This window comes from Megalodesulfovibrio gigas DSM 1382 = ATCC 19364, from assembly GCF_000468495.1.
GTDB classification, from domain to species: Bacteria; Desulfobacterota; Desulfovibrionia; order Desulfovibrionales; family Desulfovibrionaceae; genus Megalodesulfovibrio; species Megalodesulfovibrio gigas.
Genome location: NC_022444.1, coordinates 2,413,716 through 2,437,598, shown reverse-complemented (window position 1 = coordinate 2,437,598; position 23,883 = coordinate 2,413,716). Strand labels below are relative to the sequence as shown.

The window sequence follows — 23,883 nt, the reverse complement described above, 5'->3', positions numbered from 1 at the left end:
GAGAATTGTGGGTAATCAGGATGCGTTTTGATTGGGACCACCCTTGAAGTCCGGATTGCGCAGGATACCCAGGATTTTGTCCACAGACGTCTGCAGCGTCTGCTGGGCATCGGGTGCGGCACTGGCGGGGGAAACCCGGCACAGCGTGCCTGCCGTCAACAGCAAGGCCAACACAGCAACAGCAGCGCAAACACGATACGGAGGCAACAGCATGATCAACTTCCTTGGATTCTTACGGCACGCTACACATTTCCGAAAATATACTTGCTGATGAGTTCCTCAAGATCAACGGCGGATTCTGTTTCCGCAATCACACCGCCATCCGTGAGCGTCTCGTCGCCGCCGCCAGGGGAGAGCTTGATGTACTTGTCGCCAATGAGGCCGGCAGTTTTTACAGAGGCTATGGTGTCTTCAGCAAGAGCCACGCCAGGATTGATGCGCATGGAGACGACGGCCGCGCCGGTTTCCTGTTCCAACGCAATGCCGGCAACCCGGCCAATGGGCACGCCGGCGACTTCCACATCAGCCCCGGTGCGCAATCCGGCAACCGACGCAAACTTGGCGCGCACCGTGTAGCCATCACCCCCCATCACTTCCATGCGTCCCAGATTGATGGTGAGGTACGCCACACACAGCAGCCCGGCAAGAACAAAGCAGCCCACCAGCGTTTCTTTGCGGTATTTTTCCATGGTGTTCAGGCCTCAAGCAATGCGGAAAGGATCTCTTGCATTGCGATTCAAGAGTACATGCAATCGATACCGACTGCAATAAAAATCTACAACGCTATAAAAAGTCTAGAAATTTGCCGGGCGACGGGAAAGAAACGTCCGGACGTACGGATCATCGCAGGCCAGGAGTCCTGGAACATCGCCCTGATACAGCGCCCGACCCTCATGCAGCAGGATCACATGCTCTGCAAGAATGCGGACGCTTTCCAGATCGTGACTCACGGCTACAATAGTGGCATTGAAGCGCTGATGCATGGCCTTGAGCAATGCATCCATGCTGGCGGCGTTGATGGGGTCCAGCCCGGAGGTGTGTTCGTCGCACAGGAGCACGGGGGGATCCGTGGCCAGGGCCCGGGCCAGGCCTGCGCGCTTGCGCATGCCGCCGGAGAGCTGGCCGGGGTGGTAGTCCTTGAACTCTTCCAACCCCACGAGTGTCAGCTTTTCATGCACAATGTCGGCAATGCGCGCCTTGGGTAACCGGCTGTGCTCCACCAGGGGCAGGGCCACGTTCTGGGCCAGGGTCAGGGAGCCCAGCAGCGCCCCGTCCTGGAACAGCACGCCCATGCGTCGGCGCAAGTGGCGAAATTCCCGGCGCGACAATTTCGCCGTATCCTTGCCATCCAGCAGAATGCGGCCGGCCATGGGCCGGGCCAGTCCCAGAATGTGCTTGAGCAGCGTGGACTTGCCGCAGCCGGAGCCGCCCAGGATGCAGGTGATCCTGCCCGCGGGAATCTGCGCCGAGAGGGACTCCACGACCACCGTTTCGCCGTACCCCAGGCGCAAGGATTCAAGCGCGATGCTCCAGCCGGCTGGCTGGTCCGGGGGGGTGGCGGCGTGGGTGGTCATAGCAAAAAGGAGGTGGCTACATAATCGAACACCAGGGTGGCGACGCAGGATAACACCACGGCGGAGGTGGTGGCGTTGCCCACACTTTCGGGGCCGGCACCGTCGCGGCGCAGGTGTGTGTAGTAGCCTTGATAGCAGCAGATGGTGGAGACGAGCACGGCGAACAGCAGGCTCTTGTAAAAGCCGCCCATCACATCCGAAAGTTCCACTGACGCATGGATGCGATGAAAGTAGACCCCGGCGTTGACGCCCAGCAGCTTCACCCCGGTCAGGTATCCGCCCAGGATGCCGATGACGTCGAACATGGCTGTGAGCAGCGGAAAACTGATGAGGCTGGCCCAGATGCGCGGCCCCACCAGATAGGCCATGGGCGGGATGTCCATCACTTCCAGGGCGTCGATCTGGTCTGAGATGCGCATGACGCCGATTTCCGCCGCCATGGACGAGCCGGCCCGGCCCGTGAGCATGATGGCCGTGAGCACCGGCCCCAGCTCCCGGATGAGGGACAACGCCACCGCGGAGCCCAGCATCCCTTCGGACCCCACCTTGGCAAGCGCGTAATAGCCCTGCAGCCCCAGCACCATGCCCGTGAACAGGCCGATGAGGGCCACCACGAACACGGACTTCACGCCGATGAAATACACCTGCAGCACCGTGCGCCCCAGCTGGCGGGGCGAAGCAAGCCCGCTTGCGAGCCCGTCGAGCAAAAACAGAAAGACCGCGCCCAGATTGCCCACAGTGGCGATGCCGGCCCTTCCAAGAGCGGGCAGTACAGGCAGGGAGGAATGCGGCGGGGTGGGAGGCATGGTACAATGCATACATGCCGGAAGCCGCAGACGCAGGCGGCTCCCGGCATGATGGTGGTTGTGTGCTACGGCAGGAAGACCACGGCAGAAATGGTGGTGGTCCACATGCCGGCCACCCCTGTGGTGACGCAGGGGTTGGAGATGGAGTCGATGACCTTGCCGCTCATGAGGTACACTTGGCGGCGTTCATCGTACCCGGTTTCAGGATCGAAATCCACGCCCAGGGTGGAGGCCAGCATGGTGGAGGCCAGATCTTCGGCAAAGTCCCCAATTTCCTGCGCATCCATCCCGTAGGCGTGGTGCTCGGAAATGTAGCCGTAATGTTCGTGGCTGGAAGGGAACGCGATGCCGACGGACGAGCCCACCAGACGCCCCTTCTCGTCTGTGGCGTTGCGCGCCATGACGCAGAAGGTGATCTGACCCGGATGCAGTTCTTTGATGCCTTCTTCCGGGCTCAGAATCTTGACGTTGGGCGGCAGGATGCTGGAGACGTAGACCAGATTCAATTTTTCGATGCCGCCTTCTCGCAAAGCCAGCTCGAAGGACTGCAACTTGTTCTTATGACGCCCGATGCCTTTGGTGAAAAAGGCCTTGGTGGGAACGAACGAATGGCTCATGGTTCGCGTCTACCTCTCAAACATGCCGGAACATACCGGTTTAGATGGGTTTTTTGGATCGAAGCAAGGCTTTTTCAATGCCCGCTTGCCTGAGCTTTTCTTTCAGAGCCCTGGTGTCTTCGGGTGAGCCCTCAAAGTGTACCATTACTCTATGCCATGTTTTTCCGTTGTCTTCCACCTTCTGAACGCTGGCTTTCAAATTTAATCCATGCATTTTGGATTTGAAAGCGTCTGCCTTGGCGGCCTCGCTGAAGGCTGCGGCCTGGTAGACATAGGCGTACCGTTGCCCAGGCGGGCCAGTTTCGTCATCGGAAAGAGGTGGTTGCGCCGCCGGAGGAGCCGAAGGCGCCGGTTTTGGAGGGGTTGGTTTGGCTGGCGGCTGTTGCGGGGCAGGCTGGTGTTTGGCCGAGGCCGCAGGGGCAGACGCAGGATTGACGGTGCTGGCCTTGGCCAAATTCTGCACCACTTCCGCCGGCGGCAGATCCTCGTCCTCAAAGGAAGGGTGCATGCCGTCTGCCGTGCCGCCGTTCGCCGCACCGCCGGCCACTTGTTCACTGGGCAGGTGGGGCGAGACATTGCTGCCTTTTTTCAGAGCGTCATAGAACTCCAGCTCTTCGGGCGGCAGCACGCCCTGGTCCGCCAGCACCTTGCTGGCGTTCTGCTCTGCCGGCATGATGCGCGCCAGCTCCGGCACGGCGGTTTCCGGCCGGTAGCCCCGGCCCACCAGTACCCCGAAAATGAACACCCACACCAGCCCCAGCAGCGTCACAGCCACAAAGCCGATGAGCCCGGTGCGGGAAAATTCCAGGGCGTAGCGCTTGCCCCCCGGCGGCGGTGGCACGGGCCTGCCGCCACCAGGGGCAGAGGCGGCGTTTTTTTTCAGGTCAAACTTCATGGCTGCCCTCCTTGCTTACTGGGCAGGGGCGGACGGCATGCGGTCCGGTGCGTGCACGCCCAGCACCTGGAGCCCGTTGCGGATGGCCTGGGCTGTGGCGCGCAACAGGGCGAGCCGAGCCAGGGCCACAGCGGGATCTTCCGCATGCAGCACGGTGTGTTGCGTGTAATGCCGGTGCAGGGCCTGGGCCGTTTCCTGGCACCAGGTGGCCACATGGTGCGGGCTGAAGCCTTCGGCCGCCGTCCAGATGACGTCGGGAAACTGTTCCAGCTTGCGCAGGAGGGTCATGTCTTCGGGAGTGTCCAGGGGAGCCAGGGCCGGCAGATCCACGGCGGCGGTCAGCAGATCCGTGCGGCCGTCTTCCTCGGCCTTGCGCAGCACGGAGCAGACGCGGGCATGCGCATACTGGACGTAAAACACGGGGTTGTCCATGCTCTGGCGCTTGACCACTTCCAGATCGAAATCCAGCTTGGCATCGGACTTGCGGGAAAGAAAGATGAAGCGGGCGGCGTCTGGCCCCACCTCGGCCACCACTTCAGACAGGGTATCGAAGGCGCCGGCCCGGGTGCTCATGGCCACGGGTTCGCCGTCGCGCAACAGCGCCACCAGCTGCACCAGCAGGATCTGGATGGCCGAGACCGGCTTGCCCAGGGCTTGCACCGCGGCGTGCATCCGGGGCACATACCCGTGGTGATCCGCACCCCAGATGTCCACCACCAGATCGAAGCCGCGGGCGTATTTGTCCGCGTGATAGGCGATGTCCGAGGCGAAATAGGTCAGCGATCCATCGGACTTGCGCAGCACGCGGTCCTTGTCGTCACCGAAGGGGGTGGAGCGGAACCACAGCGCGCCGCCGTCTTCGAACAGGTGCCCGGCCTCGCGCAGCAGGGCCAGACCGCGCTCCACGGCGCCGTCGTCCACCAGGGACTGTTCGGAGAACCAAATCTGGTGCTCGCAGCGGAAGTCCTGCAGATCCTTCTTGATGCCGTCCAGGATGTCGTGCATGGCCCGCTGCTGGCAGATGGCCACGGCCTCGTCCTCGGGCATGGACAACAGGCCGGGATGATCCGCGAGGACGTCCGCGGCGATGTCCTTGATGTATTCGCCCTTGTAGCCTTCATCCAGGAAGGGCAGGTCCACGTCGGCGGTTTGCTGGGCGCGGCGATAGACGGACTGGCCGAGCATGCGCATCTGACGGCCTGCATCATTCAGATAGTATTCGGTGGTCACGTCGTAGCCGGCCTTGCGCAGCAGGCGGGCCAGGGAATCCCCCAGGGCGGCGCCACGGCCGTGGCCGATGTGCAGCGGGCCGGTGGGGTTGGCGCTCACGTATTCCACCTGCACCTTCTTGCCCTGGCCCAGGAGTACGGCGCCATAGGCATCGGCCTGGTCCAGAATCTCCAGCACCGTGGCCTGCCAGAAGGCAGGGGTGAAGCGGACGTTCAGGAATCCCGGGCCGGCGATGTCCACAGTCTGGATCTCGTCGGCATCCTTGAGGAGGTGTTCGCGCAGCACCTCGGCGATCTGCCGGGGCGGCTTGCCGGCCTCCTTGGCCAGGAGCATGGCCAAGTTGGCGGCCAGGTCGCCATGGGCCGGGTCGCGAGGAGGCTCAATCTGGGCCTTGGCCGGCCAGGGCCAGCCCTGGGCAGTCACGGCCTCGTGCAGGAGACGATGGAGGAGGAGACGTGCGCGCATGATTCCTCTATACTTTATCTAGAGATGCCCGTCGAGATACCATGCCGCTGCAGCAAGCGCAAGTGGAGGCGATCCGCGTGCGGCAACGATGCAGCATTACAGCGTCAGGGATGCGACGGCGTCGCGTTTGCCAAGGGAATGGATTTCGTAGGATGCAGCGTCAGCCGTGAGGTTGCCTTGCACCAGCTTGGCCAGCACGTTCTTGGGACCAAGCTCCAGGAAGCGGCGGCGGCCGTCATCCCACATGGCCTGCACCAATTCGATCCAGCGCACCGGGGAGACCATCTGCTGCAGCATGGCGGCCTTGATGCCGTCGGCATCCGTAATCTTGCCGCCGGTGACATTGGAGAAGACAGGCAGTTTCGGCGTGTTCCAAGTGCGCTTTTGCATCACGCCGGCCAGTTCCTTGTTGGCCTCGGCCATCAGGGGACTATGGAACGCGCCGGACACGGCCAGCATGAGCAGGCGGCCCTTGCGTTCCTTGGCCAGGGGCGCCAGGGCTTCCACGGCGGCCTTTTCCCCGCTCACCACATACTGGGCCGGGGAGTTGTAATTGGCCACCAGCAGTTCCTTGCCCAGGGACTCCCTGGTGGTGCTGACCATTTCCTCCACAGCTTCCCGCGGCAGCTTGACCACGGCAGCCATGCCGCCCTTGCCGGCGGGGTCGGCTTCGGCCATGAGCCGGCCGCGCAGGGCCACGAGCTCCAGCACATCATCCACGGCCAGGGCCTGGGAGGCGGCCAGGGCGGAGAATTCGCCCAGGCTGTGCCCGGCCACGCAGGGCAGGGGAGACAGGGCCATGAATTTTTCCGCCAGGGAAAGGAAGATGCTCAGGTTGACAACCGTCAAGGCCGGCTGCAAAGAGCGGGTGTCCGCCTGGGCGGTGTCGTCGCCCTCCCAATAGATTTCGCGCAGGGGCAGGCCGCTGATCTTTTCGGCCCGCTTCCACAGGTCCATGATGGCGGCATCGGCGTCGGCCAGGTCGCGGCCCATGCCGGGTTCCTGGGAACCTTGGCCGGGAAAGAGCAGGGCAGTGGCAGGGCTGGTCATGGATGGAGACCTCCGGAGGCGGCGCGCCGTACCCGGGCGCTCCGGCAAGGCCGGATGGCGGGGGGCGCCTTGTTCGATCAATCAGGGAGCGGTGTTTCTAGTGCCTTTCGCTCCGGAATGCAAGACCAGAAAAGGGGATCCACCGCATGTGTGCGCAGTCGTCCGAGTGTACAATCAATGATGTTGCCGCCTTGTTGGCATCCAGGGACTTTGCTGCCGTGCCGGCCGGGCCGGTGCATCAGTATCTTGGCCTGTTGCTGGCCTGGAACCGGCGCATGAACCTGGTGGGCAGCCAGGATTGGCGCACCGTGCTGCTGGATTTGGTGCTGGACAGCTTCCACCTGGCCAGCTTCCTGGAACTATTGGATCTTGACGATCAGGCCGCCGTCCTGGATCTGGGTGCCGGAGCCGGGTTGCCGGGCATTCCCCTGCGCATGGTCTGGACCCGCGGCGTGTATCGCATGGTGGAGGTGCGCCAGAAGCGCCAGGCTTTTTTGGCCCATGCCCTGGGGCAACTGGGACTGCCGCGCACGCATGTGTTTCCCGGCACGGCCGAGGCGGCCCTGGCGCGTTTTGGGCCGGCGCTGGTGGTGAGCCGGGCGTTCAAGCCCTGGCCGGAGGTGCTGGATCTCGTTCAGGACCATGTGCCGGGCCGGGCCGTCCGCACGGTGTTCATGACCAACGAGCCCCCGCCGGCCCAGTGGCCTGCAGGATGGCGGCTGGAGCGCTCGCACCGTTATTGCAGCGGGTTGGTGGGCTTGTCCGAGTCGTCCTCTTCGGAATCATCCTCGCGCTGGCTCTGGATGGTCGCGGCCTCGGCAGACTGAGCACCCGCCCCGCCGGCCAGCATCTCCAGCAGGCCGCCCTTGAAGATGAGGGACGTGGCCAGGGCGTCCGCGGCCTCGCCCAGTTCGATAAGCTGTTCCAACAGATCCAGGACCTTGTACCGTGTGTCTTCGGAACCGTAATCGAAATCCATGCGGGCGTCGCCGGAATCGAGGTAGTCCTTGAGCAAGGCGAGGGCGTCTGCGCGTGTCATGCAAAAACCGTCCAATGCCGAGGCGGCGTAGAATTAAAGAGAAAACCGTTCCACATGGATGCGCCGTGCCGGCATGCCCAGGCCAAGGAGGGACTGCCGGGCCACCAGCATCATGCTTGCGGGACCGCAGATGAAGGCGTGCGGGGGCGGATCCTGCGGCGTGTGCGGCAGGATGGCCAGGGCATCCTTGAGGATGCTCGGCCGCAGCCGGCCGCTGCGTTCTGCCAGATTGGCACTCATGCGCTGGCGGGAAAACACATGGATGACCCGCAGATTTTCAAGCGCCACTTCAAGTTCCCTGAGTTCCTGGGCGTGGAGCACGTCTTCCCTGGTGCGGGTGGACCACACCAGACACAGCGCTCGCGGATCCTGCTCGTGAGCCAGGGTGCGCAGCATGGACAGCATGGGGGTGATGCCCACCCCGCCGGCCACCAGCAGCAGCGGCGAGTTCATGGGGGCAAGGCCGGCATAGCTGAAGCGGCCGTACGGGCCATCCACCAGCACGGTGTCGCCGGGAGCAAGCTGGCCGAGTCTGGACGTGAAATCCCCGCAGCAGCGGATGGTGAAGGACAGCCGGGGCAGGGAGTCCGGCGCAGAGGCGATGGTGAAGGGGTGCTCCTCCGCCGGGACCGCCTTGGATTCCGGCAGCAGAAACACGAACTGCCCGGGTGTGAATTGCAGTCCCCGCGCGCCGGGCTGCGGTGCCAAGATCAGCTCCACGGCGTCCGGGAATTCGGGGCTGGGCGGCCGCACTGCCTGCACCACATGCGGCGTCCGCGCAAAGCCGAACCGCTTGAGCAGCCGCGTGCGCAGGGCCAGCACCACCAGGAACGCCAGGCCCAGCAGCGCCATGACGATGCCGGGGAAGCGGCGGTAGTCCTCGGAGACGCTCAGCACGTGCACGAAGGCGCCAAAGAGCAGAGGCCAGGCCGCCAGACGGTGCCCCAGTTGCCACCAGTGGTACGGCAGTTCCACAAAACGGCGGAACCGGGCCAGGACGGCAGAGATCCACAGCCCGGCCAGCACCAGGGAGCCCAGCACCAGGGGCCAGGCGCTCCAGGCCAGTTCCTGGGCAAACGGCCGGTAAAAATGCAGAAACATGGGGTGCAGGGTGATCAGGACAAGGATGCCCACGGCCAGCAGCCGATGCACGCGATAGACCAGATCCAGGCCGAAAAGCGCGTCCATCCACCGGCTGCGCGCCCCCAGCAGGGCCTGCACCAGCAGCAGCACCAGGGCCGCGCCGCCGCAGCCCTTGCCGATGGCGGTGGTCCAATCCAGGGCTTCCCCGTAGGCGTTGAGTGCTTCCCAGCGGATCCAGAACGGCCGCGCAGCGGCCATCCCTGCCAAGCCCGCCGTGGCCAGCCAGAACAGGCCCAGCAGGGCCCCGCGCTCAAAGGCGGGCAGCATGCGCTGACGCAGGGTGAATTCGCGCATCAGCGGCACCCCCGTTGCCCTTCCGGGCGGGGACCATGGGGGCGCATGGTCTCCAGAATCATCTGTCCCAGCGGCAGCTTGGCCAGCAGGATAATGATGTCTGGCAGGGTGGAATGCAGGATGATGGTAAGAACACTTGCCGGCCAGGTCATGGCGTGCAGGGAAAAATAGGCCATGCCCAGGGTGCCGAGGATCACCGTCAGCACGTTAAGCACACAGGCAAAGCCCACCCCGCGGGGATGCAGAAACAGCAACGGCAGCAGCAGGCAGTTGATCAGCCCCGCGCCGGTGGCCCACCAGTGGAAATAGCTCTCCACCACGGGATGGATGCGCAGATGCAGCAACAGCCCCCCCAGGGAGAGGCAGAAATGCGCGGCCACCAGAAACACGGCCAGCCGCGGCGGACGGGGATAGCGGAAGGTGTCTGTCATGCACGATTCCTGCATCATTAAGAAAACATTTGCTTCTTTACGTTGAATGTCGATGCGATGGCAAGTGAAATTCATCACCAGATGGCGGGGGCGCAATGGCTTGTGTTTTCCCAGGGGCTGACCTATGTCTGCACCCACGTGTCTGCCGTTGCGTTCATGCTTTTTCCCTGGAGTGTCTGGAATGTCCGCGCCGTGGAATGCCGTCGCCCCGGAGCAGCCTGCCCGTCAGGAGCTCAAGCTGTTCCTGTTTGTTCTCGGGTTTACCTATGCGTTGGCCCTTGCCGTCCACATGCACGAGATCTACGGCTGGCAGAACCCCGCCCTGGTGGTGGACGGCGAGTTTATCCAGGGCACACACGACTCCTACCACTGGCTGGCCGGAGCCAAGGGCGTGGGCGAGGCTGTCGGCACCCCCCTGGCCGTGATGGCGGCCGGTTTTGCCAGCCTCACGGGCATGCCGCTGGGTCTGGCCGGGTTCGTCATCCCGCCCTTGTTCGCAGGACTGGTGGGGCTGGTCATGGCGGTGTGGTGCCGGGTGCTGGGCTGGAAGGAAGGCGCGGCCGCGGGCGGGCTGGTGGCCGGCCTGCTGACCGTGCTGTCGCCGGGATTCTATTTCCGGTCCCGGTTGGGATATTATGATACGGACATGGTCACCCTGCTGTTCCCGTTGCTGTTCACCCTGGGGTTGGCCATGGCCATGGGGCGATGGATCCGCCCCTCCTGGCGACACCGCGAGCCGCTGCAGGAAGAGCCGCCCCAGACCATTGCCCGCGTTCTGGCGTGGCTGGTTCTCCTGGGATTGCTGGCGCGGTTCGGCGCGGTGTGGCACGGGCACATTCTTACGTTTGTGAAGGTGTTGTGCGGATTTTCCGTGTGCTGGGGGCTGGCGGCGGGCCGCCCGGGTGCGCGGGGCCGGCTGATGCTGGGGTTGGCCGTGTTCATGGCCAGCGCCCTGGTGGGCTGGCCGGGGTTGGCCTGTTCCTTGGCGCTGTGGGCGCTGGCCTGGAAAAAGCCGGAGATGGTCTCGCAATGGGCGCGCGCGCCCTGGCCGGGGCTCGCGGCGCTGGTGCTGCTGGCCGTGCTGGGCGGCGTGGCGCAGACGACGCTGCAGTCCGCTACCGAGCTGCTGGGCGCCTATCTCAAACCCGCGGCGGATGTGACCGGTTCCGTCAACACCACCGGCGTGATCTATCCCGGCATCGGGCAGAGCGTCATCGAGGTGCAAAACATTGCCCTGGAGCGGGTCCTGGAGCGGTTCCACACCTCCTGGCTGGTGGCAGCGACGGGGCTGCTGTGTTTTCTCGGGGTGTTGGTGCTGCGTCCCGTGGCCTTGCCCTTGGCAATTTTTCTGGTCATGGGGCTGGCCTCGGTCAAGCTGGGCTCCCGACTCACCATGTTCGGCGGCGCGCCCATGGCCATTGGGCTGGGGATGGCCGTGGGCTGGGCCGGAGTGGCCCTGTTCCGCAGCGGTCCCGGTGCCGGCTACAAGCGGTTTCTGCTGAGCTGTGCGGCCACGGTGGTGCTCGGCTGGCCGCTGGTGTCCTTCTATATCAGCCTTCCCCCCACGCCGGTGCTCTCACGGCAGCACTGCATGGCGCTGCAGTCGCTCAAGACCTCGCCACCGGAAAGCAAGGTGTGGACCTGGTGGGACTGGGGCTACCCCACGCATTATTACGCCGAACGCATTTCCTTTGCGGATGGCGGCCGCCACTACGGGCACCATATCTTTCCCCTGGGGCTAGTGCTGACCACGCCCAACCCCCGGCTTTCGGCGCAGCTCATCAAGTACAGCGCCCAGTGGAACGACGAGCCCTGGAAGGCCTGGGACGCCATGCCCCGCAACGAGATGCTGGCCCTGCTGCAAGGCCTGGGCAACGCCACGCAGCCGCTGCCGCCGTTTGCCGCGCCGCGCTATGTGGTGGCCACCTTCGAGAATATCCGCCTGGCGCCGTGGATCACCTATTATGGCACCTGGGACATGACGACCCAGCAGGGCCTCCATGGCCGGCTGCTGGAGATCCGGGACGCCTTCCGCATCAATTATGAAAAGGGCGAAGTGCAGTTCACCCAGCGCGAGGGCGTCTTGCCCGTGGCGTCCATCGATGTGCTGGACCGCAAGGAACGGCGTTCCGACGTGTTCCCCCGCAATCAAGGCCCGCATCTGGTGGTCCACATGGCCGCGCAGAAGTACTATCTGCTGGATGACCAGATCTATAACAGCATGATGGTGCAGCTGCTGCTGGAAGATCCGAAAAAGCCCCGCTTCGGCGACTACTTTTCCCTGGTGTACGACGATTTTCCCGACGTGCGCGTGTTCGAGGTGCGCTGATCATTCGTGATGATACGGCATGCCCCTGAGGATGGTCATGGCCCGGTAGATCTGCTCCAGCAGCACTACCCGGGCCAGTTCGTGTGGCAGGGTCATGGATCCCAGGGAAATCGTCTCCCTGGCGACGGCCTTCACCGCCGGAGCCAGCCCCCAGGCGCCGCCCACCACAAAGCAGGGCCGTGCGCCGGGATCGTCCAGCAGGCGGGCCAGGGTGCGGGCAAAGGCCTCGGAGGGGAGACTGCGGCCGCGCTCGTCCAGCACCAGCACCCAGTCCCTGGGCTCCAGCAGCCCCAGCAGCCGTTCACCCTCGGCCTGCATGCGTTTTTCCGGGGGCAGGGCGGCGGCGCCATCGGGGGCGAATTTTTCTTCAAAGGGAACAAAGCGGGCAATGCGTTTGCCGTAGTCATCCGCAGCCTGCTTCCACCAGTCGGCCTTGAACCTGCCCACGCTGAGCAGTCGAATCATGCGCATGGTCGCCAACATCCTTATGGACGAGTCAAAATCCTTGAACCAGACCCAGGCCGTTGCGGCATTGCGCCGGGGAGACCTGGTGATCTATCCCACAGAGACCTTCTACGCCCTGGGCTGCGACGCCCGCAACCCCGCGGCCGTGGCCCGGCTGCTGGCGGTGAAGGGACGCGAACCGGGCAAGCCCCTGCCCCTGGTGGCCGGCGAGGCCGCACAACTGGTGGGAATTGCAGCGGATGTATCCAGTCATCTTTCTGAAATAATTGAACAATGCTGGCCAGGACCCCTGACCTTGTGCCTGCCTGCCGCCCCCGGGCTGCCGGTCGGGGTCGTCTCCGAGGCCGGAGAAATCGCCGTGCGCGTGCCCGGCCATGCCGGAGCGCGAGGGCTGGCCCTGGCCCTGGGAGGGCCGCTGGTCTCCACCAGCGCCAACCTGGCCGGGGAGCCGCCTGCCAGTTGCAGGGCCAAACTCTCGCCGGCGGTGGTGTGCCGAACCGCCGGTGTGCTGGAGGATGAGACGCCTCCCGGCGGCGGAGCGCCTTCGACCATTGTGCGAATATTTGATGACAACACCTTTGAATGCTTGAGAAAAGGGGCCGTCACCTGCACCAAGCTCGAAGCCCTGGGCTTGAGCCTGCGCCGGGTTGGTCAAAAATTTTGAATGCCCTGCGGCGGGCCTGGGGGAGGGGTTCAAGGATTTTTACCTCATTTGATCCCCTGCCAGGGGCGTGATGCGGGGTCTTTTTCACAACATGCTGATTATACATGGTAATTTCAAAAAGAAAGATTTTTTTCGCACTTGGCACGACTCCTGCTATACTCAAGTCACCTTCCGACTATTGCTTTTGCCGAATCCGGCGCTGAGGGATGGCGACCCACAGCGCCGGATTCGTGTTTTCTGCCTCCACCGCCTCCTGATCCGAACGACCTTCCGTCATTCCCCGAATTTCAGCTCGGGGATTTTTTCGTTTCTTGCCTTTGTGACGATTTGGTGACAAATCCGCCAGACTCGGATTCTGCACCCGCATCGCACGGAGGCCTTCACGATGATTGCGACAATGTTTGCAGATGGTTCCCCTGAGATGGTTGCGCGGCTCGTCATTGCCGCCACCCTGGGAGGCATCATTGGCTGGGAGCGGGAATCCCATGGCCAGGCCGCCGGCCTGCGCACCAACATGATTGTGGCGCTGGGCGGTTGCCTGATGATGCAGCTTTCCTTGCACATGGAGGAGATGTTCCGCCCGCTGACCGCCACCGGGGCCGTGCGTCTGGATCCCGGCCGCATCGCCTCGTATGCCATCGCCAGCATGGGGTTTCTGGGGGCCGGGGCCATCATCAAGGGCAAGGGATCCGTTCGGGGGCTGACCACCGCCGCCGGCCTGTGGCTGGTGGCAGGCCTGGGGCTGGCTGTGGGGGCAGGATTCATCGTGCCGGCCATCGCCACCACCGTGCTGTCCATGCTGGTGCTGTTTTCGGTGTTCTTCGTCAGCAAGCGCATCAATCAAGACATCTACACCAGCCTGACCCTGGTGCTCTCGTGTGAGCATGCCCGCCTGAGCCGCATCAAGGAGAAGCTGGAGGCCATCCCGTCGTTGAAGGTGCTCACCGTCAACTACCGGCAGAATCTTGTGGAGGGCATCGTGACGTACCGACTTCGCTTGCGCTGTCGCGCCAGTGTGGCGCGGGGTCAGGTGGTGCGGGAGTTGCTCACGCTGCCGGGGCTGCAGCAACTGGCCTGGGAAGAGAGTGAGGTGCCTTGAGCTGCCATCAAGGCGTGGCAGACCATCTGCACGGTCACGGCGTCCATGCACCGGGCCTGGGGGCAGTGCAGGTCCCGCGTGGTCCGGGTGCAGGGGCGGCAGGGGGTGTCTGCCGTCAGATGCATCAGGCCCGGCGGTCCCCATTGGTGTTCGCTGGTGGGGCCAAAGATGGCCACGCCCGGCACGCCCAGCAGTCCCGCCAGATGCATGGGGCCGGAATCGTTCCCCACCACGGCCCGGCAGCCGCGCAACAGGGACGCCAGCTCTGGCAGCGCGTCCGGTGTGTGCGCCAGAAAGCCGGGAACGCTCCAGCCCTGTTCCAGCTCGTTTGGACCGAGGATGAACGCCACGGCCTCGCCGGCCTGCTGCAGTGCCTGGGCCAGGGCGATGAACCGGTCTCGCGGCCAGCATTTCCGGGGGTGGCCGGATCCCGGGAAGAGCAGCACCGTCGCATCGGGGCTCGGGCTCCATGGGCCGAACAGGCGGCGGAATTCGGCCATGGCATCCTCTTTGACGACGAGGCCATGCCGGGCCAGGGCTGCCGCCACGACCGCGGCTGGCGGGGCTTGCCCGTCCAGCATGGGCACGAACAGCACCCGCGGATCTGCAGCCAGGGCCGGGGGCAGGGGGTTGCGGTCCAGGCCGAACCAGACAAGCCGGGCTTCGGCCAGCGGATCGGGGAGGGCGGTTGCGCCGTAACAGGCAGCCACAGCCGCGCGCAGGGGGGCATCGGCCGGCTTCACCCCCAGCGGTGCCACAAAGGGGAAGTAGCCCGGTTTTCCGGCCCAGTACACCGGCGATCCTCCCTGCCGCACCACGGCCAGCATGCCGGCCCAGGCCAGCAGAAAATCGCCCAACGCGCCCTGGTGGATCAAAATGATCTTGCGTCCGTCCATGCCCTCCAGTACCCAAGAGAAGGCAGCGAGACAACCCGGCCCAGCGCAGCGTCTGGGCAGCAGGAGGGCGACATGACACAGCAATTCAGGAATCCCACCCCCACGGTGGATGTGGTGATTTACGATCCCGCCCGCGGCGTGCTGCTCATTGAGCGCAAAAATCCTCCTCCTGGCTGGGCCTTGCCCGGCGGCTTTGTGGACGAAGGCGAAACCGTGGAAGCCGCCGCCATCCGCGAAGCCAGGGAGGAAACCGGCCTGGACGTGGTGCTTACCGGGCTGCTGGGCGTATATTCGGATCCGGCCCGGGACCCGCGCAAGCACACCATGAGCACGGTGTTCATCGGTCAGGCTGTGGACCCGGGGGCCTTTGCCGCCGGGGACGATGCCGGCGCCGCCCGCTTCTTCCCCCTGGGCGCCTGGCCGGAAGTCGTGGCCTTTGACCATCGGCAGATTCTGGAAGACTTCCGGGCCCTGCTGCGCCGGTACAACCCCGGGATATAGGCGACGGGAGAGAGGGGGCGGGGCCGTCACATTCTTCATATTGCGAGCCACATGGAGAAACTCCTTGCGGTATTGCCCCCGGCATGTCAGATGATACCGAAACGCGCACCGTGTGGTTGACGTGGTGGCGGCGACGGGTGCGGCCTTCCCCGCGACGGCCACCACAGGCGTTCTTGTGGAGGGACGCATGCCGATACGGCCTTTGGTTCTGTTCGTGGCATCCGAAATCTACCCGTTTTCCAAAACAGGTGGACTCGGTGACGTGCTGGGAGCCCTGCCGCTGACGTTGCACCGGCTGGGTGTGAATGTGGCGGTGGTGACGCCGCTGTACGGCCGTTTGAAAACAGCCGACATTCCCCTGCACCTCATGTATTCGGATTGTCACGTGGGCTACCCGTGGTCGCCCACTACCTGCGATGTCTACCTGGCGGACTTCCACGGCATGCCCGTGTATTTTATCCACCGGGAAGAATTCTTCGACCGTCGCTTCTACTACAATACGTACAAGGGCGATTATTTCGACAATTGCGAACGCTTCATCTTCTTCTGCCGCGCCACCATGGAACTGGCCTGCCTGCTGGCGCATCCGCCGGCCGTCATCCATGTGCATGACTGGCAATCCGGCCTCATTCCGGCGTACCTGCACTTCTGGCGGCAGACCGGGGAGTGGTGGAAGCAGACCAAAAGCGTGACGACCATCCATAACCTGGCCTTCCAGGGCCGCTTCTCCTCCCGCCTGTTCGAGGGCTGCGGCCTGCCCCCGGAATCCTGGGGAATGAACGGCGTGGAGTTCTGGGGCGACCTGAACATGCTCAAGGCCGGCATCGCCTACTCGGATATGGTGACCACCGTGAGTCCCAGCTATGCCGAGGAAATCCTTTCCCCGGCCTTCGGCTGCGGACTGGAGGGCATCCTGTCCAGCCGGCGGGATCATCTGACGGGCATTCTCAACGGTGCGGATTACGAGGTCTGGAATCCCAGTCAGGACAAATACCTTCCCGCCACCTACAGCGCCGACGACATCGCCGGCAAATACGCATGCAAGAAGGCCCTCATCGAGGAATTGTGTCTTTCTCCCGAGCTGATGGATCGTCCCATCCTGGGCTTTATCGGCCGGCTGCGGGGGCAGAAGGGCATTGATCTGCTCATCAACATCCTTCCCGAGCTCATGCGCCTCAATGTGGGCGTGGTGGTACTGGGCGAGGGCAAGCTGGAATACGAACAGCACATTTTGGGGATGATGGAGGATCATCTGGGAAGACTCGCCGCCCGGGTGAGCTACACCGAAGATCTGGCCCACCGCATCCAGGCCGGATCCGACATCTTCCTTATGCCCTCGCGCTACGAGCCCTGCGGCCTGACCCAGATGTACGCCCTGCGTTACGGCACCCCGCCCGTGGCCACGGCCGTGGGCGGCCTGCGAGACACCATCACCCCCTGGCCGCATCCCCAGGCCACGGGGTTCACCTTCCCCATTCCGCAACCGGCCAGCTTCCTGGACGCCGTGCGTCAGGCAGTGGCCCTATGGGAAGACAAGGACCAGTGGGCTGCCCTGCGCGACCGGGCCATGCGGCAGGATTTTTCCTGGACCCGTTCCGCCATGCAATACATGGACGTCTACCGCACGCTCGGCGCGGCACTGTAACCTGCGTTTCCGGAACGTCCCGGGCAGCGGGAGCGCCGCCCTTGCGCGTTGGCGCGCGTTGGCGGGCGTTGCTGCTTTCCTGTTTCCCGAAGAACGTTGAGAGGTTGTTTTATGGAATTGATTACGCATCCCACCCCCATTGAGCCGTTCGACCTGTATCTCTTTGGTCGCGGGGAGCACTGGGATATTTATCGCATCCTGGGAGCACATCCGCACGAGCAGGAAGGGCTGGCAGGCTACCGCTTTGCCGTCTGGGCGCCCAGCGCCAAGGAAGTGCATCTGGTGTGCGAATCCAACGACTGGCGCTGGGGCGAATTGCCGCTGTTCCCCGTGGGCGTGTCCGGCATCTGGGCCGCCTTTGTACCGGGCATGCCAAAAGGCGTGCTGTATAAATATGGCATTCTCCAGACCAGCGACCGCATCATCTACAAAACGGACCCGTACGGCCAGTGCACCGAGCTCCGGCCCGGTGTGGCCTGCAAAACCTGGACGCTGGAAGGCTACGCCTGGCAGGACGATGCCTGGATGCAGCGCCGTCAGGAGGCCGGGCTGCTCCTGGACAAGCCCATGAGCGTGTACGAGGTGCATGCCGGTTCCTGGCGCAAGCACGAAAACGCCCCGGGCCGCGGCTTTTATTCCTACCGGGAACTGGCGGACACGCTGGTGCCCTATGTCAAGGAAATGGGCTTCACCCACATCCAGTTCATGCCCCTGGCCGAACATCCCCTGGATGAAAGCTGGGGCTACCAGACCTCCCACCACTACGCCCCCACTTCCCGCTTCGGCGAGCCGGACGACCTGCGTCATCTCATCGATCGCTGCCATCAGGAGGGCATCGGGGTGCTGCTGGACTGGGTGCCCGGCCATTTTCCCAAGGATGAATGGTGCCTGGGGCGTTTTGACGGCGAGGCCTGCTACGAGCACGCCGACCCCCGCCAGGGCGAACACCCGGACTGGGGCACGTACATCTTCAATTACGGCCGGCATGAGGTCCGCAACTTCCTCCTGGCCAACGCCTTGTACTGGCTCAAGGAATTCCACATCGACGGCATCCGCATCGATGCCGTGGCCAGCATGCTGTACCTGGACTACTCCCGCAAGGACGGTGAGTGGATTCCCAACATCTACGGCGGCAACGAAAACCTGGAAGCCATCGACTTCCTGAAAGAACTCAACCGGGTGGTGCACGAGCAGTTCCCCGGCGTCATCACCGTGGCCGAGGAAAGCACGGCCTGGCCGGGGGTGTCGCGCCCGCTGTACACCGGCGGCCTGGGGTTCACCTTCAAGTGGAACATGGGCTGGATGCACGATACCTTGCTGTATTTCTCCAAGGAGTCCGTGCATCGGCAGTTCCATCACAACAATCTCACCTTCTCCATGCTGTACGCCTTTTCGGAAAACTTCGTGCTGCCGCTTTCTCACGATGAGGTGGTGCACGGCAAAAAGGCGCTCCTGGCCAAGATGCCCGGAGACATGTGGCAGCAGTTCGCCAATGCCCGGGCCATGCTCTCGTACGTGTACGCGCATCCGGGCAAGAAGCTGCTGTTCATGGGCTCGGAGATTGGCCAGTGGAACGAGTGGGATGCCGGCAAGGAACTTGACTGGATGCTGCTGGAGTACCCCACGCACCAGGGGCTGCAGCGCACCGTCAAGGAACTTAATCGGATGCACTGCGAAGAGCCGGCCATGCACCGCCATGACCACGACTGGGGCGGCTTCGAGTGGGTGGATCTTTCCGATTACACGTCGTCCGTGCTCAGTTTTCTGCGCAAGGCGCCCTGCACCTGGCAGAACGAGAAGCAGTGCGCCGCCGGCCGGCCGCTGTTGTGGGTCTTCAACTTCACGCCCGTGGTGCGCACCAATTACGCCATCGGCTGCCCGTATCCTGGTGTCTGGAAGGAATTGTTCAACTCCGACAGCCACTACTACGGGGGCTCCAATGTGGGCAACGACGGCGGCGTGATGGCCCACAAGGCCGACCTGGGCACCTGGCCCTATTACCTGGAACTGACCCTGCCCCCCCTGGCGGCCATGGCCTTTGCGCCGGAGCGCTGGCAGCCGCAGGAGTAGGGGAGAGAAACGATATTGCGAGGGGGGAAATCTTTTGAAAAAAGGTTTCCCCTCTCTTGCGTTCCCCTTCCAAAACGTTGGGAGTATCCCGTAACCCTGGCAAAAGTCTTTGGAAAGAGGGCTCGGGGGAAGAACCTTTCTTCAGAAAGGGTTTCCCCCGAGAGCTCTTTTCAAGGAAACNAAAAGTCTTTGGAAAGAGGGCTCGGGGGAAGAACCTTTCTTCAGAAAGGGTTTCCCCCGATAACTCTTTTCAAAAACAACACGCCCTAGGCCCAGGCCTTGTGCCGGACCTCGAAGAGTCCCACGCGGGAGGCGAAGTCCTGCTGCGAGCCGAAAAGGTACGCCACATCACCGGCCTGGAGTCGGAATGCGCCGTCGGGATTGGCGAAGAGTTCCTCCCCGCGCTGCACGGCCACCACGGTCAGGCCATGGCGCTTGCGCAGGCCGGATTCCTCCAGGGTCTGCCCGTCCAGCACGGCCCCTTCCTCCACCGTCAGGCCGCTGACCTCGAATCCAGAAAAGGCATTATCCAGGGTGTGCAAGGGGTTGTGCACGGGCTGACCGCGACGCAGCAGCTCGTAGCCCTCCTGGCGCACTTCCCGGGCATAGCGTTCGATGGTCACATGGGGAACCAGATAGGCGCGCAGCACCCGGGCGAACACCTCGATGGACGTCTCGAACTCCTCGGCCACCACGTCATCCGCGCCCATGTGCCGCAGGGGATCCACCTCGGCCACGTAGCGCGTGCGCACCACCAGGCGGATGGCGGGATTCAGGGACTTGGCCACCTGCGTCACCCGGCGGGCGGAGAGGGGATCCGCCACCACCACGGCCAGCACCTTGGCCTGCTCCACACCCAGGTGCTTGAGCACCTCGGGCAGGCCGGCATCGCCATGGCTGATGGGTTCGCCCTTGGTTCGTTCCGTGCGCACCGTGTCTGGATTCATCTCCACAATGCAGTAGGCGATGTTGGAGGACTTGGCCGCCTGGGCCAGTTGCCGGCCGCCCAGGCCAAAGCCCACGATGATGAGGTGATCCTTGAGGGTGGAGCGCGGTTCTTCCTGGACCATGGACCGTTCCCGCCAGGCCCCCAGGCCGGGCAGCTCGCTCACCCAGCGCGACACCCGGTGCGAACCGGCGATGCAGAACGGCGCCGCCAGCATGGTCAGGATGCTGATGGCCAGGAAAAGCTGATAATTTTCTGGCGTCAGCAGGCCGGCATCCGACCCCACCTTGGCCAGCACGAAGGAAAATTCCCCCACCTGCGAAAGGCCCATCCCCACCAGCACGGCGATGCGCAGCGGGTACCCCAGCACCACCGTGGCCCCGCCGGCCACCACGGCCTTGCACAGCAGCACTGCCGCCGCCGCCCCCAGCACCAGGGGCAGATTGTTCACCATGAACTGCACATCCAGCAGCATGCCGATGGAGACGAAGAACAGGCTGGTGAACACGTCCCGGAACGGGTGCACCCCTTCCAGGGCCGAGAGGGCGTAATCCGTCTGGGCAATGATGAGCCCGGCCAGGAAGGCCCCCAGGGAGATGGAGAGCCCCACCCAGGCTGTGAACATGGCGATGGCCAGGCACAGGACCAGCACGCTGAGCAGGAACAACTCCCGGCTGCGGGTGCGCAACACGGCCAGCAGCAGCCGTGGCACCACAAATTTGGCCAGGAACCAGACGACAACGATTACCCCCACCGCCTTGGCCCCCAGCAGCATCATTGAGCGGCCAAGATCCGGCGAGTCCGACCCCAGAAACGGCGTCAGCAACATCATGGGCGCGACGATGATATCCTGGAAAATCAACACCGCCAGCATGATGCGGCCGTGCGGCGCCGCCAACTCCGAGCGCTCCTGCAGCAGCTTGATGACGATGGCCGTGGAGGACAATGCCACCAGAAAGCCGGCCAGGATGGCCGGCCCGGTGTCGAATCCCTGGGTCAGTCCCAGCTCGAAAATCAGGGCGATGGTGAACAGCACCTGCAGCCCGCCGCCGATGAGCACAGGCTTTTTCAAGGCCTTGAGCTCGCCCAGGGAGAGTTCCAGGCCGATGGTGAACATGAGCAGAATGACGCCGAGTTCGGCAATGGACTCGACGGCATGCGGATCGTCCACCACGCCGAACCCGCCGGGCCCCACCAGCACGCCGGTGATGAGCACGCCCACAATGGCCGGGAGCTTCACGCGGAAACACAAAAAAATCGCAATGATGCAGAAACCAAACACAATGATGAGTTCCGGCAGCAACGGAATGTGCGGCACGTTTCCTCCGGGAATCTAAAATTTCCTCATTTGACTGGATACACGCCTGTATATGTGGTGCACTGGCGTGGTGTCAAAAGAACTTCTGCACCTGATTCACGAGGTGCCGCGTGCGGTCCTGTCGTCTTTCTTGATGGGCTGCGTGCTGCAGGTGCGCCTCCTGCACATGCCCTGGAGAATTTCTGCTTGGCGCGCTGTTCGTCAGCGCGGGAGGGGTGATTTTGGCGGCCACGGTGGTCACCGCGGCGGTACCGGCTGTGCGGGTGCTGGCGCATCCTTTCCGTCAATGGAGGCAGGGGAGAGGGGGCGAAGGGGTGGCCGGCACCTGCCATGTGAACTGCTGAGTGCCGGCCACCTTTCTTTATGTTCCCGCTTCGTTCTTCAGCACACGCCTTTGCCTTCGGGCAGATGGTAGCCCAGGATGGCTTCCAGCACGTTGCGGTTCTGAACATCCTGGCGGGTGCAGCTTTGCAGCAGTTCTTCGAAATAGGCGATGGTCTTGCGCAGGCCTTCTTCCAGTTGCACCAGGGGTTCCCAGCCCAGCTGTTCCCGGGCCAGGGCAATATCCGGCTGGCGGCGGCGCGGGTCGTCCGAGGGCAGGGGCTTGTAAACGATCTTGGACTTGGATCCCGTCAGCTCCAGCACCTTTTCCGCGATTTCCTTGATGGTGTATTCGCCGGGGTTGCCCAGGTTCACCGGGCCGGTGAAGTCGTCCGCCGAATGCATGAGCCGCACGAAGCCGTTGATCATGTCGTCCACATAACAGAAGGACCGCGTCTGGCTGCCGTCGCCATACACGGTAATATCCTTGCCCAGCAGGGCCTGGATGATGAAGTTGGAGACCACGCGGCCGTCGTTGGGGTGCATGCGCGGGCCGTAGGTATTGAAGATGCGGGCCACCTTGATTTGCAGCTTGTGCTGGCGCCAGTAATCGAAGAAGAGCGTCTCGGCGCAGCGTTTGCCTTCGTCGTAGCAGGAGCGCACGCCGATGGGATTCACGTCCCCGCGGTAGGATTCCGGCTGCGGGTGGATGGCGGGGTCGCCGTACACTTCGGAGGTGGACGCCTGCATGATCCTGGCCTTCAGGCGCTTGGCCAGGCCCAGCATATTGATGGAGCCATGCACGCACACCTTGGTGGTCTGCACGGGATCGGACTGATAGTGGATGGGCGAGGCCGGACAGGCGAGGTTGTAGATCTCGTCCACTTCCAGGTACAGGGGGAAGGTGATGTCGTGGCGGATGATTTCGAAGTCCGGATTGTCGATCAAATGTTCGATGCTGCGTTTGGACCCGGTGTAGAAGTTGTCCACGCAGAGGACTTCGCAGCCGGCATTCAGCAGCACATCGCACAAATGCGAGCCGAGAAAGCCGGCGCCGCCCGTCACCAGAACCCGTTTTTTCAGATGCATGCCTTGCTCCTTGCGCAGTATTGCATTGTGCCCGCGTGATGTACACCAAAGGTATGCGGATGTCATCCTGACCCGGGCCACCCCCTCCTGATCCGGGCATGGTGCGCCGCCACAGGTTACGCTCTGTTCATATCCCCCTGCAGCCGCTTGCGCCCGCAGGCGAATGTTGTATAGTCTTGCAGCAATTGAATGCTGCGCATTCTGAACCACTTGCCCCTCAAGGAGCCTGCCCATGCGCATCCTCGTCGTGGAAGACGACATGGAAGCCGCGGCCTATATGGCCAAGGGCCTCAAGGAAAGCGGCTACACCGTGGACCACGCTGCCGATGGCAAAGACGGCCTGTTCAAGGCCGCCAGCGAGAACTACGACGCCATTGTCATGGACCGCATGCTGCCCGGCGTGGACGGCCTGACCATCCTGCGCACCCTGCGTTCCGCCGGCAACATGACGCCGGTGCTCATCCTCTCTGCCCTGGGCGAGGTGGACGACCGCGTGACCGGCCTGAAGGCCGGCGGCGACGACTACCTCACCAAGCCGTATGCCTTTTCCGAACTGCTGGCCCGTCTGGAAGCCCTGCTGCGTCGCGGGCAGGACGGCGCAGCGGTGACGCGTCTGAAGGTGGCAGACATGGAAATGGACCTCATTGCCCGCAAGGTTTCCCGCGGCGGCAAGGTGGTGGAGCTGCAGCCCAAGGAATTTTCCCTGCTGGAATACCTCATGCGCCACGCCGGGCATGTGGTGACCCGGACCATGCTGCTGGAAAATGTCTGGGACTATGCCTTTGATCCGCAAACCAACGTCATTGATGTGCACATCTCCCGGCTGCGCCAGAAAATCGACAAGGGATTCCAGAAGCCCCTGCTGCACACTGTGCGCGGCGTGGGGTACACGGTGCGCGAGCCGGCAGAATAATTCCTGTCGCGTGCCAATGCCGGGAAGGCGTCTTTACGAGCTGTCCCGGCAGCGGTATGATGATCCCCTGCGCCCCCGTTGCC

Annotated in this window: 23 protein-coding genes; 8 read left to right on the top strand and 15 right to left on the bottom strand. The window is 63.6% G+C overall.

Annotation, left to right across the window (positions count from 1 at the left end):
• Positions 1-15: 15 nt before the first annotated feature.
• From DGI_RS10685 to DGI_RS10650, 8 genes are all read right to left on the bottom strand, one after another.
• Positions 16-213 (bottom strand): hypothetical protein, encoded by a 198-nt coding sequence (locus tag DGI_RS10685; protein WP_027193017.1) that lies wholly within the window; start codon positions 211-213, stop codon positions 16-18.
• A 29-nt stretch (positions 214-242) separates the two neighbouring features.
• On the bottom strand, positions 243-689 hold the full coding sequence (gene mlaD / locus DGI_RS10680) for an outer membrane lipid asymmetry maintenance protein MlaD (protein WP_021761032.1): 447 nt from the start codon (positions 687-689) through the stop codon (positions 243-245).
• Between the two features lie 105 nt (positions 690-794).
• Positions 795-1,574, bottom strand: a complete 780-nt coding sequence (locus DGI_RS10675; RefSeq protein WP_021761030.1) for an ABC transporter ATP-binding protein — start codon at positions 1,572-1,574, stop codon at positions 795-797.
• Entirely contained in the window at positions 1,571-2,380 is an 810-nt protein-coding gene (locus DGI_RS10670; RefSeq protein WP_021761028.1) for an MlaE family ABC transporter permease, read from the bottom strand. Before DGI_RS10670 ends, DGI_RS10675 begins: the two co-directional genes overlap by 4 nt.
• A 65-nt stretch (positions 2,381-2,445) precedes the next feature.
• Positions 2,446-2,997: a pyruvoyl-dependent arginine decarboxylase gene (locus DGI_RS10665; protein WP_021761027.1), complete on the bottom strand. Its 552-nt coding sequence runs from the start codon at positions 2,995-2,997 to the stop codon at positions 2,446-2,448.
• A 40-nt stretch (positions 2,998-3,037) separates the two neighbouring features.
• Positions 3,038-3,892: an SPOR domain-containing protein gene (locus DGI_RS17270; RefSeq protein WP_021761025.1), complete on the bottom strand. Its 855-nt coding sequence runs from the start codon at positions 3,890-3,892 to the stop codon at positions 3,038-3,040.
• Positions 3,893-3,907: 15 nt separating this feature from the next.
• On the bottom strand, positions 3,908-5,587 hold the full coding sequence (argS, locus tag DGI_RS10655) for an arginine--tRNA ligase (protein WP_021761024.1): 1,680 nt from the start codon (positions 5,585-5,587) through the stop codon (positions 3,908-3,910).
• Positions 5,588-5,683: 96 nt separating this feature from the next.
• Positions 5,684-6,637: an ACP S-malonyltransferase gene (locus DGI_RS10650; protein ID WP_021761023.1), complete on the bottom strand. Its 954-nt coding sequence runs from the start codon at positions 6,635-6,637 to the stop codon at positions 5,684-5,686.
• A 191-nt stretch (positions 6,638-6,828) separates the two neighbouring features.
• Here DGI_RS10650 and DGI_RS10645 point away from each other — a divergent pair, with 191 nt between their 5' ends.
• Entirely contained in the window at positions 6,829-7,464 is a 636-nt protein-coding gene (locus DGI_RS10645) for a 16S rRNA (guanine(527)-N(7))-methyltransferase RsmG (protein ID WP_051349742.1), read from the top strand.
• Here DGI_RS10645 and DGI_RS10640 read toward each other — a convergent pair.
• Genes DGI_RS10640 through DGI_RS10630 form a run of 3 tightly spaced genes read right to left on the bottom strand, consistent with a single transcriptional unit; the run spans position 7,374 to position 9,544 of the window.
• On the bottom strand, positions 7,374-7,676 hold the full coding sequence (locus DGI_RS10640) for a hypothetical protein (RefSeq protein ID WP_021761021.1): 303 nt from the start codon (positions 7,674-7,676) through the stop codon (positions 7,374-7,376). The genes DGI_RS10645 and DGI_RS10640 overlap by 91 nt on opposite strands.
• 33 nt (positions 7,677-7,709) lie before the next feature.
• Entirely contained in the window at positions 7,710-9,113 is a 1,404-nt protein-coding gene (locus tag DGI_RS10635; RefSeq protein WP_021761020.1) for a ferredoxin reductase family protein, read from the bottom strand.
• Positions 9,113-9,544: a hypothetical protein gene (locus DGI_RS10630; protein ID WP_144284171.1), complete on the bottom strand. Its 432-nt coding sequence runs from the start codon at positions 9,542-9,544 to the stop codon at positions 9,113-9,115. Before DGI_RS10630 ends, DGI_RS10635 begins: the two co-directional genes overlap by 1 nt.
• A gap of 181 nt (positions 9,545-9,725) precedes the next feature.
• Between DGI_RS10630 and DGI_RS10625 the strand changes: the two genes are divergently transcribed.
• Positions 9,726-11,873, top strand: coding sequence for an STT3 domain-containing protein (locus tag DGI_RS10625; RefSeq protein WP_021761018.1), 2,148 nt, complete (start codon positions 9,726-9,728; stop codon positions 11,871-11,873).
• Here the strand turns inward: DGI_RS10625 and DGI_RS10620 are convergent, their stop codons facing one another.
• Entirely contained in the window at positions 11,874-12,344 is a 471-nt protein-coding gene (locus DGI_RS10620; RefSeq protein WP_021761017.1) for a 23S rRNA (pseudouridine(1915)-N(3))-methyltransferase RlmH, read from the bottom strand.
• On the opposite strand from DGI_RS10620, the gene DGI_RS10615 reads away from it, so the two are divergent.
• Together DGI_RS10615 and DGI_RS10610 are read left to right on the top strand one after the other, a co-directional pair.
• The gene (locus DGI_RS10615; protein WP_021761016.1) at positions 12,337-13,002 is read left to right on the top strand and encodes an L-threonylcarbamoyladenylate synthase; all 666 of its coding nucleotides are present in this window, start codon (positions 12,337-12,339) and stop codon (positions 13,000-13,002) included. The two genes, DGI_RS10620 and DGI_RS10615, sit on opposite strands and share 8 nt — an antisense overlap.
• A 421-nt stretch (positions 13,003-13,423) precedes the next feature.
• Positions 13,424-14,101, top strand: coding sequence for an MgtC/SapB family protein (locus DGI_RS10610; protein WP_235621131.1), 678 nt, complete (start codon positions 13,424-13,426; stop codon positions 14,099-14,101).
• Here DGI_RS10610 and DGI_RS10605 read toward each other — a convergent pair.
• Complete coding sequence (locus DGI_RS10605; protein WP_021761014.1) at positions 14,029-14,997, bottom strand: glycosyltransferase family 9 protein; 969 nt, start codon at positions 14,995-14,997, stop codon at positions 14,029-14,031. The genes DGI_RS10610 and DGI_RS10605 overlap by 73 nt on opposite strands.
• 72 nt (positions 14,998-15,069) lie before the next feature.
• On the opposite strand from DGI_RS10605, the gene DGI_RS10600 reads away from it, so the two are divergent.
• The 3 genes from DGI_RS10600 to glgB all read left to right on the top strand — a co-directional run bounded on the left by DGI_RS10600 (position 15,070) and on the right by glgB (position 19,213).
• Positions 15,070-15,498 carry an NUDIX domain-containing protein gene (locus DGI_RS10600; protein WP_021761013.1) on the top strand — a complete coding sequence of 143 codons (429 nt, stop codon included), beginning with the start codon at positions 15,070-15,072 and terminating at the stop codon, positions 15,496-15,498.
• 193 nt (positions 15,499-15,691) lie between these two features.
• Positions 15,692-17,143 carry a glycogen synthase GlgA gene (glgA, locus tag DGI_RS10595; protein ID WP_027193022.1) on the top strand — a complete coding sequence of 484 codons (1,452 nt, stop codon included), beginning with the start codon at positions 15,692-15,694 and terminating at the stop codon, positions 17,141-17,143.
• A 111-nt stretch (positions 17,144-17,254) separates the two neighbouring features.
• On the top strand, positions 17,255-19,213 hold the full coding sequence (gene glgB / locus DGI_RS10590) for a 1,4-alpha-glucan branching protein GlgB (RefSeq protein WP_021761011.1): 1,959 nt from the start codon (positions 17,255-17,257) through the stop codon (positions 19,211-19,213).
• 266 nt (positions 19,214-19,479) lie between these two features.
• Here glgB and DGI_RS10585 read toward each other — a convergent pair whose 3' ends face one another.
• Together DGI_RS10585 and DGI_RS10580 are read right to left on the bottom strand one after the other, a co-directional pair.
• Positions 19,480-21,477, bottom strand: coding sequence for a monovalent cation:proton antiporter family protein (locus tag DGI_RS10585; protein WP_021761010.1), 1,998 nt, complete (start codon positions 21,475-21,477; stop codon positions 19,480-19,482).
• 381 nt (positions 21,478-21,858) lie between these two features.
• The gene (locus DGI_RS10580; RefSeq protein WP_021761009.1) at positions 21,859-22,887 is read right to left on the bottom strand and encodes a UDP-glucuronic acid decarboxylase family protein; all 1,029 of its coding nucleotides are present in this window, start codon (positions 22,885-22,887) and stop codon (positions 21,859-21,861) included.
• Positions 22,888-23,119: 232 nt separating this feature from the next.
• On the opposite strand from DGI_RS10580, the gene DGI_RS10575 reads away from it, so the two are divergent.
• Positions 23,120-23,800 carry a response regulator transcription factor gene (locus DGI_RS10575; RefSeq protein WP_021761008.1) on the top strand — a complete coding sequence of 227 codons (681 nt, stop codon included), beginning with the start codon at positions 23,120-23,122 and terminating at the stop codon, positions 23,798-23,800.
• The last annotated feature ends 83 nt before the right edge of the window (positions 23,801-23,883 follow it).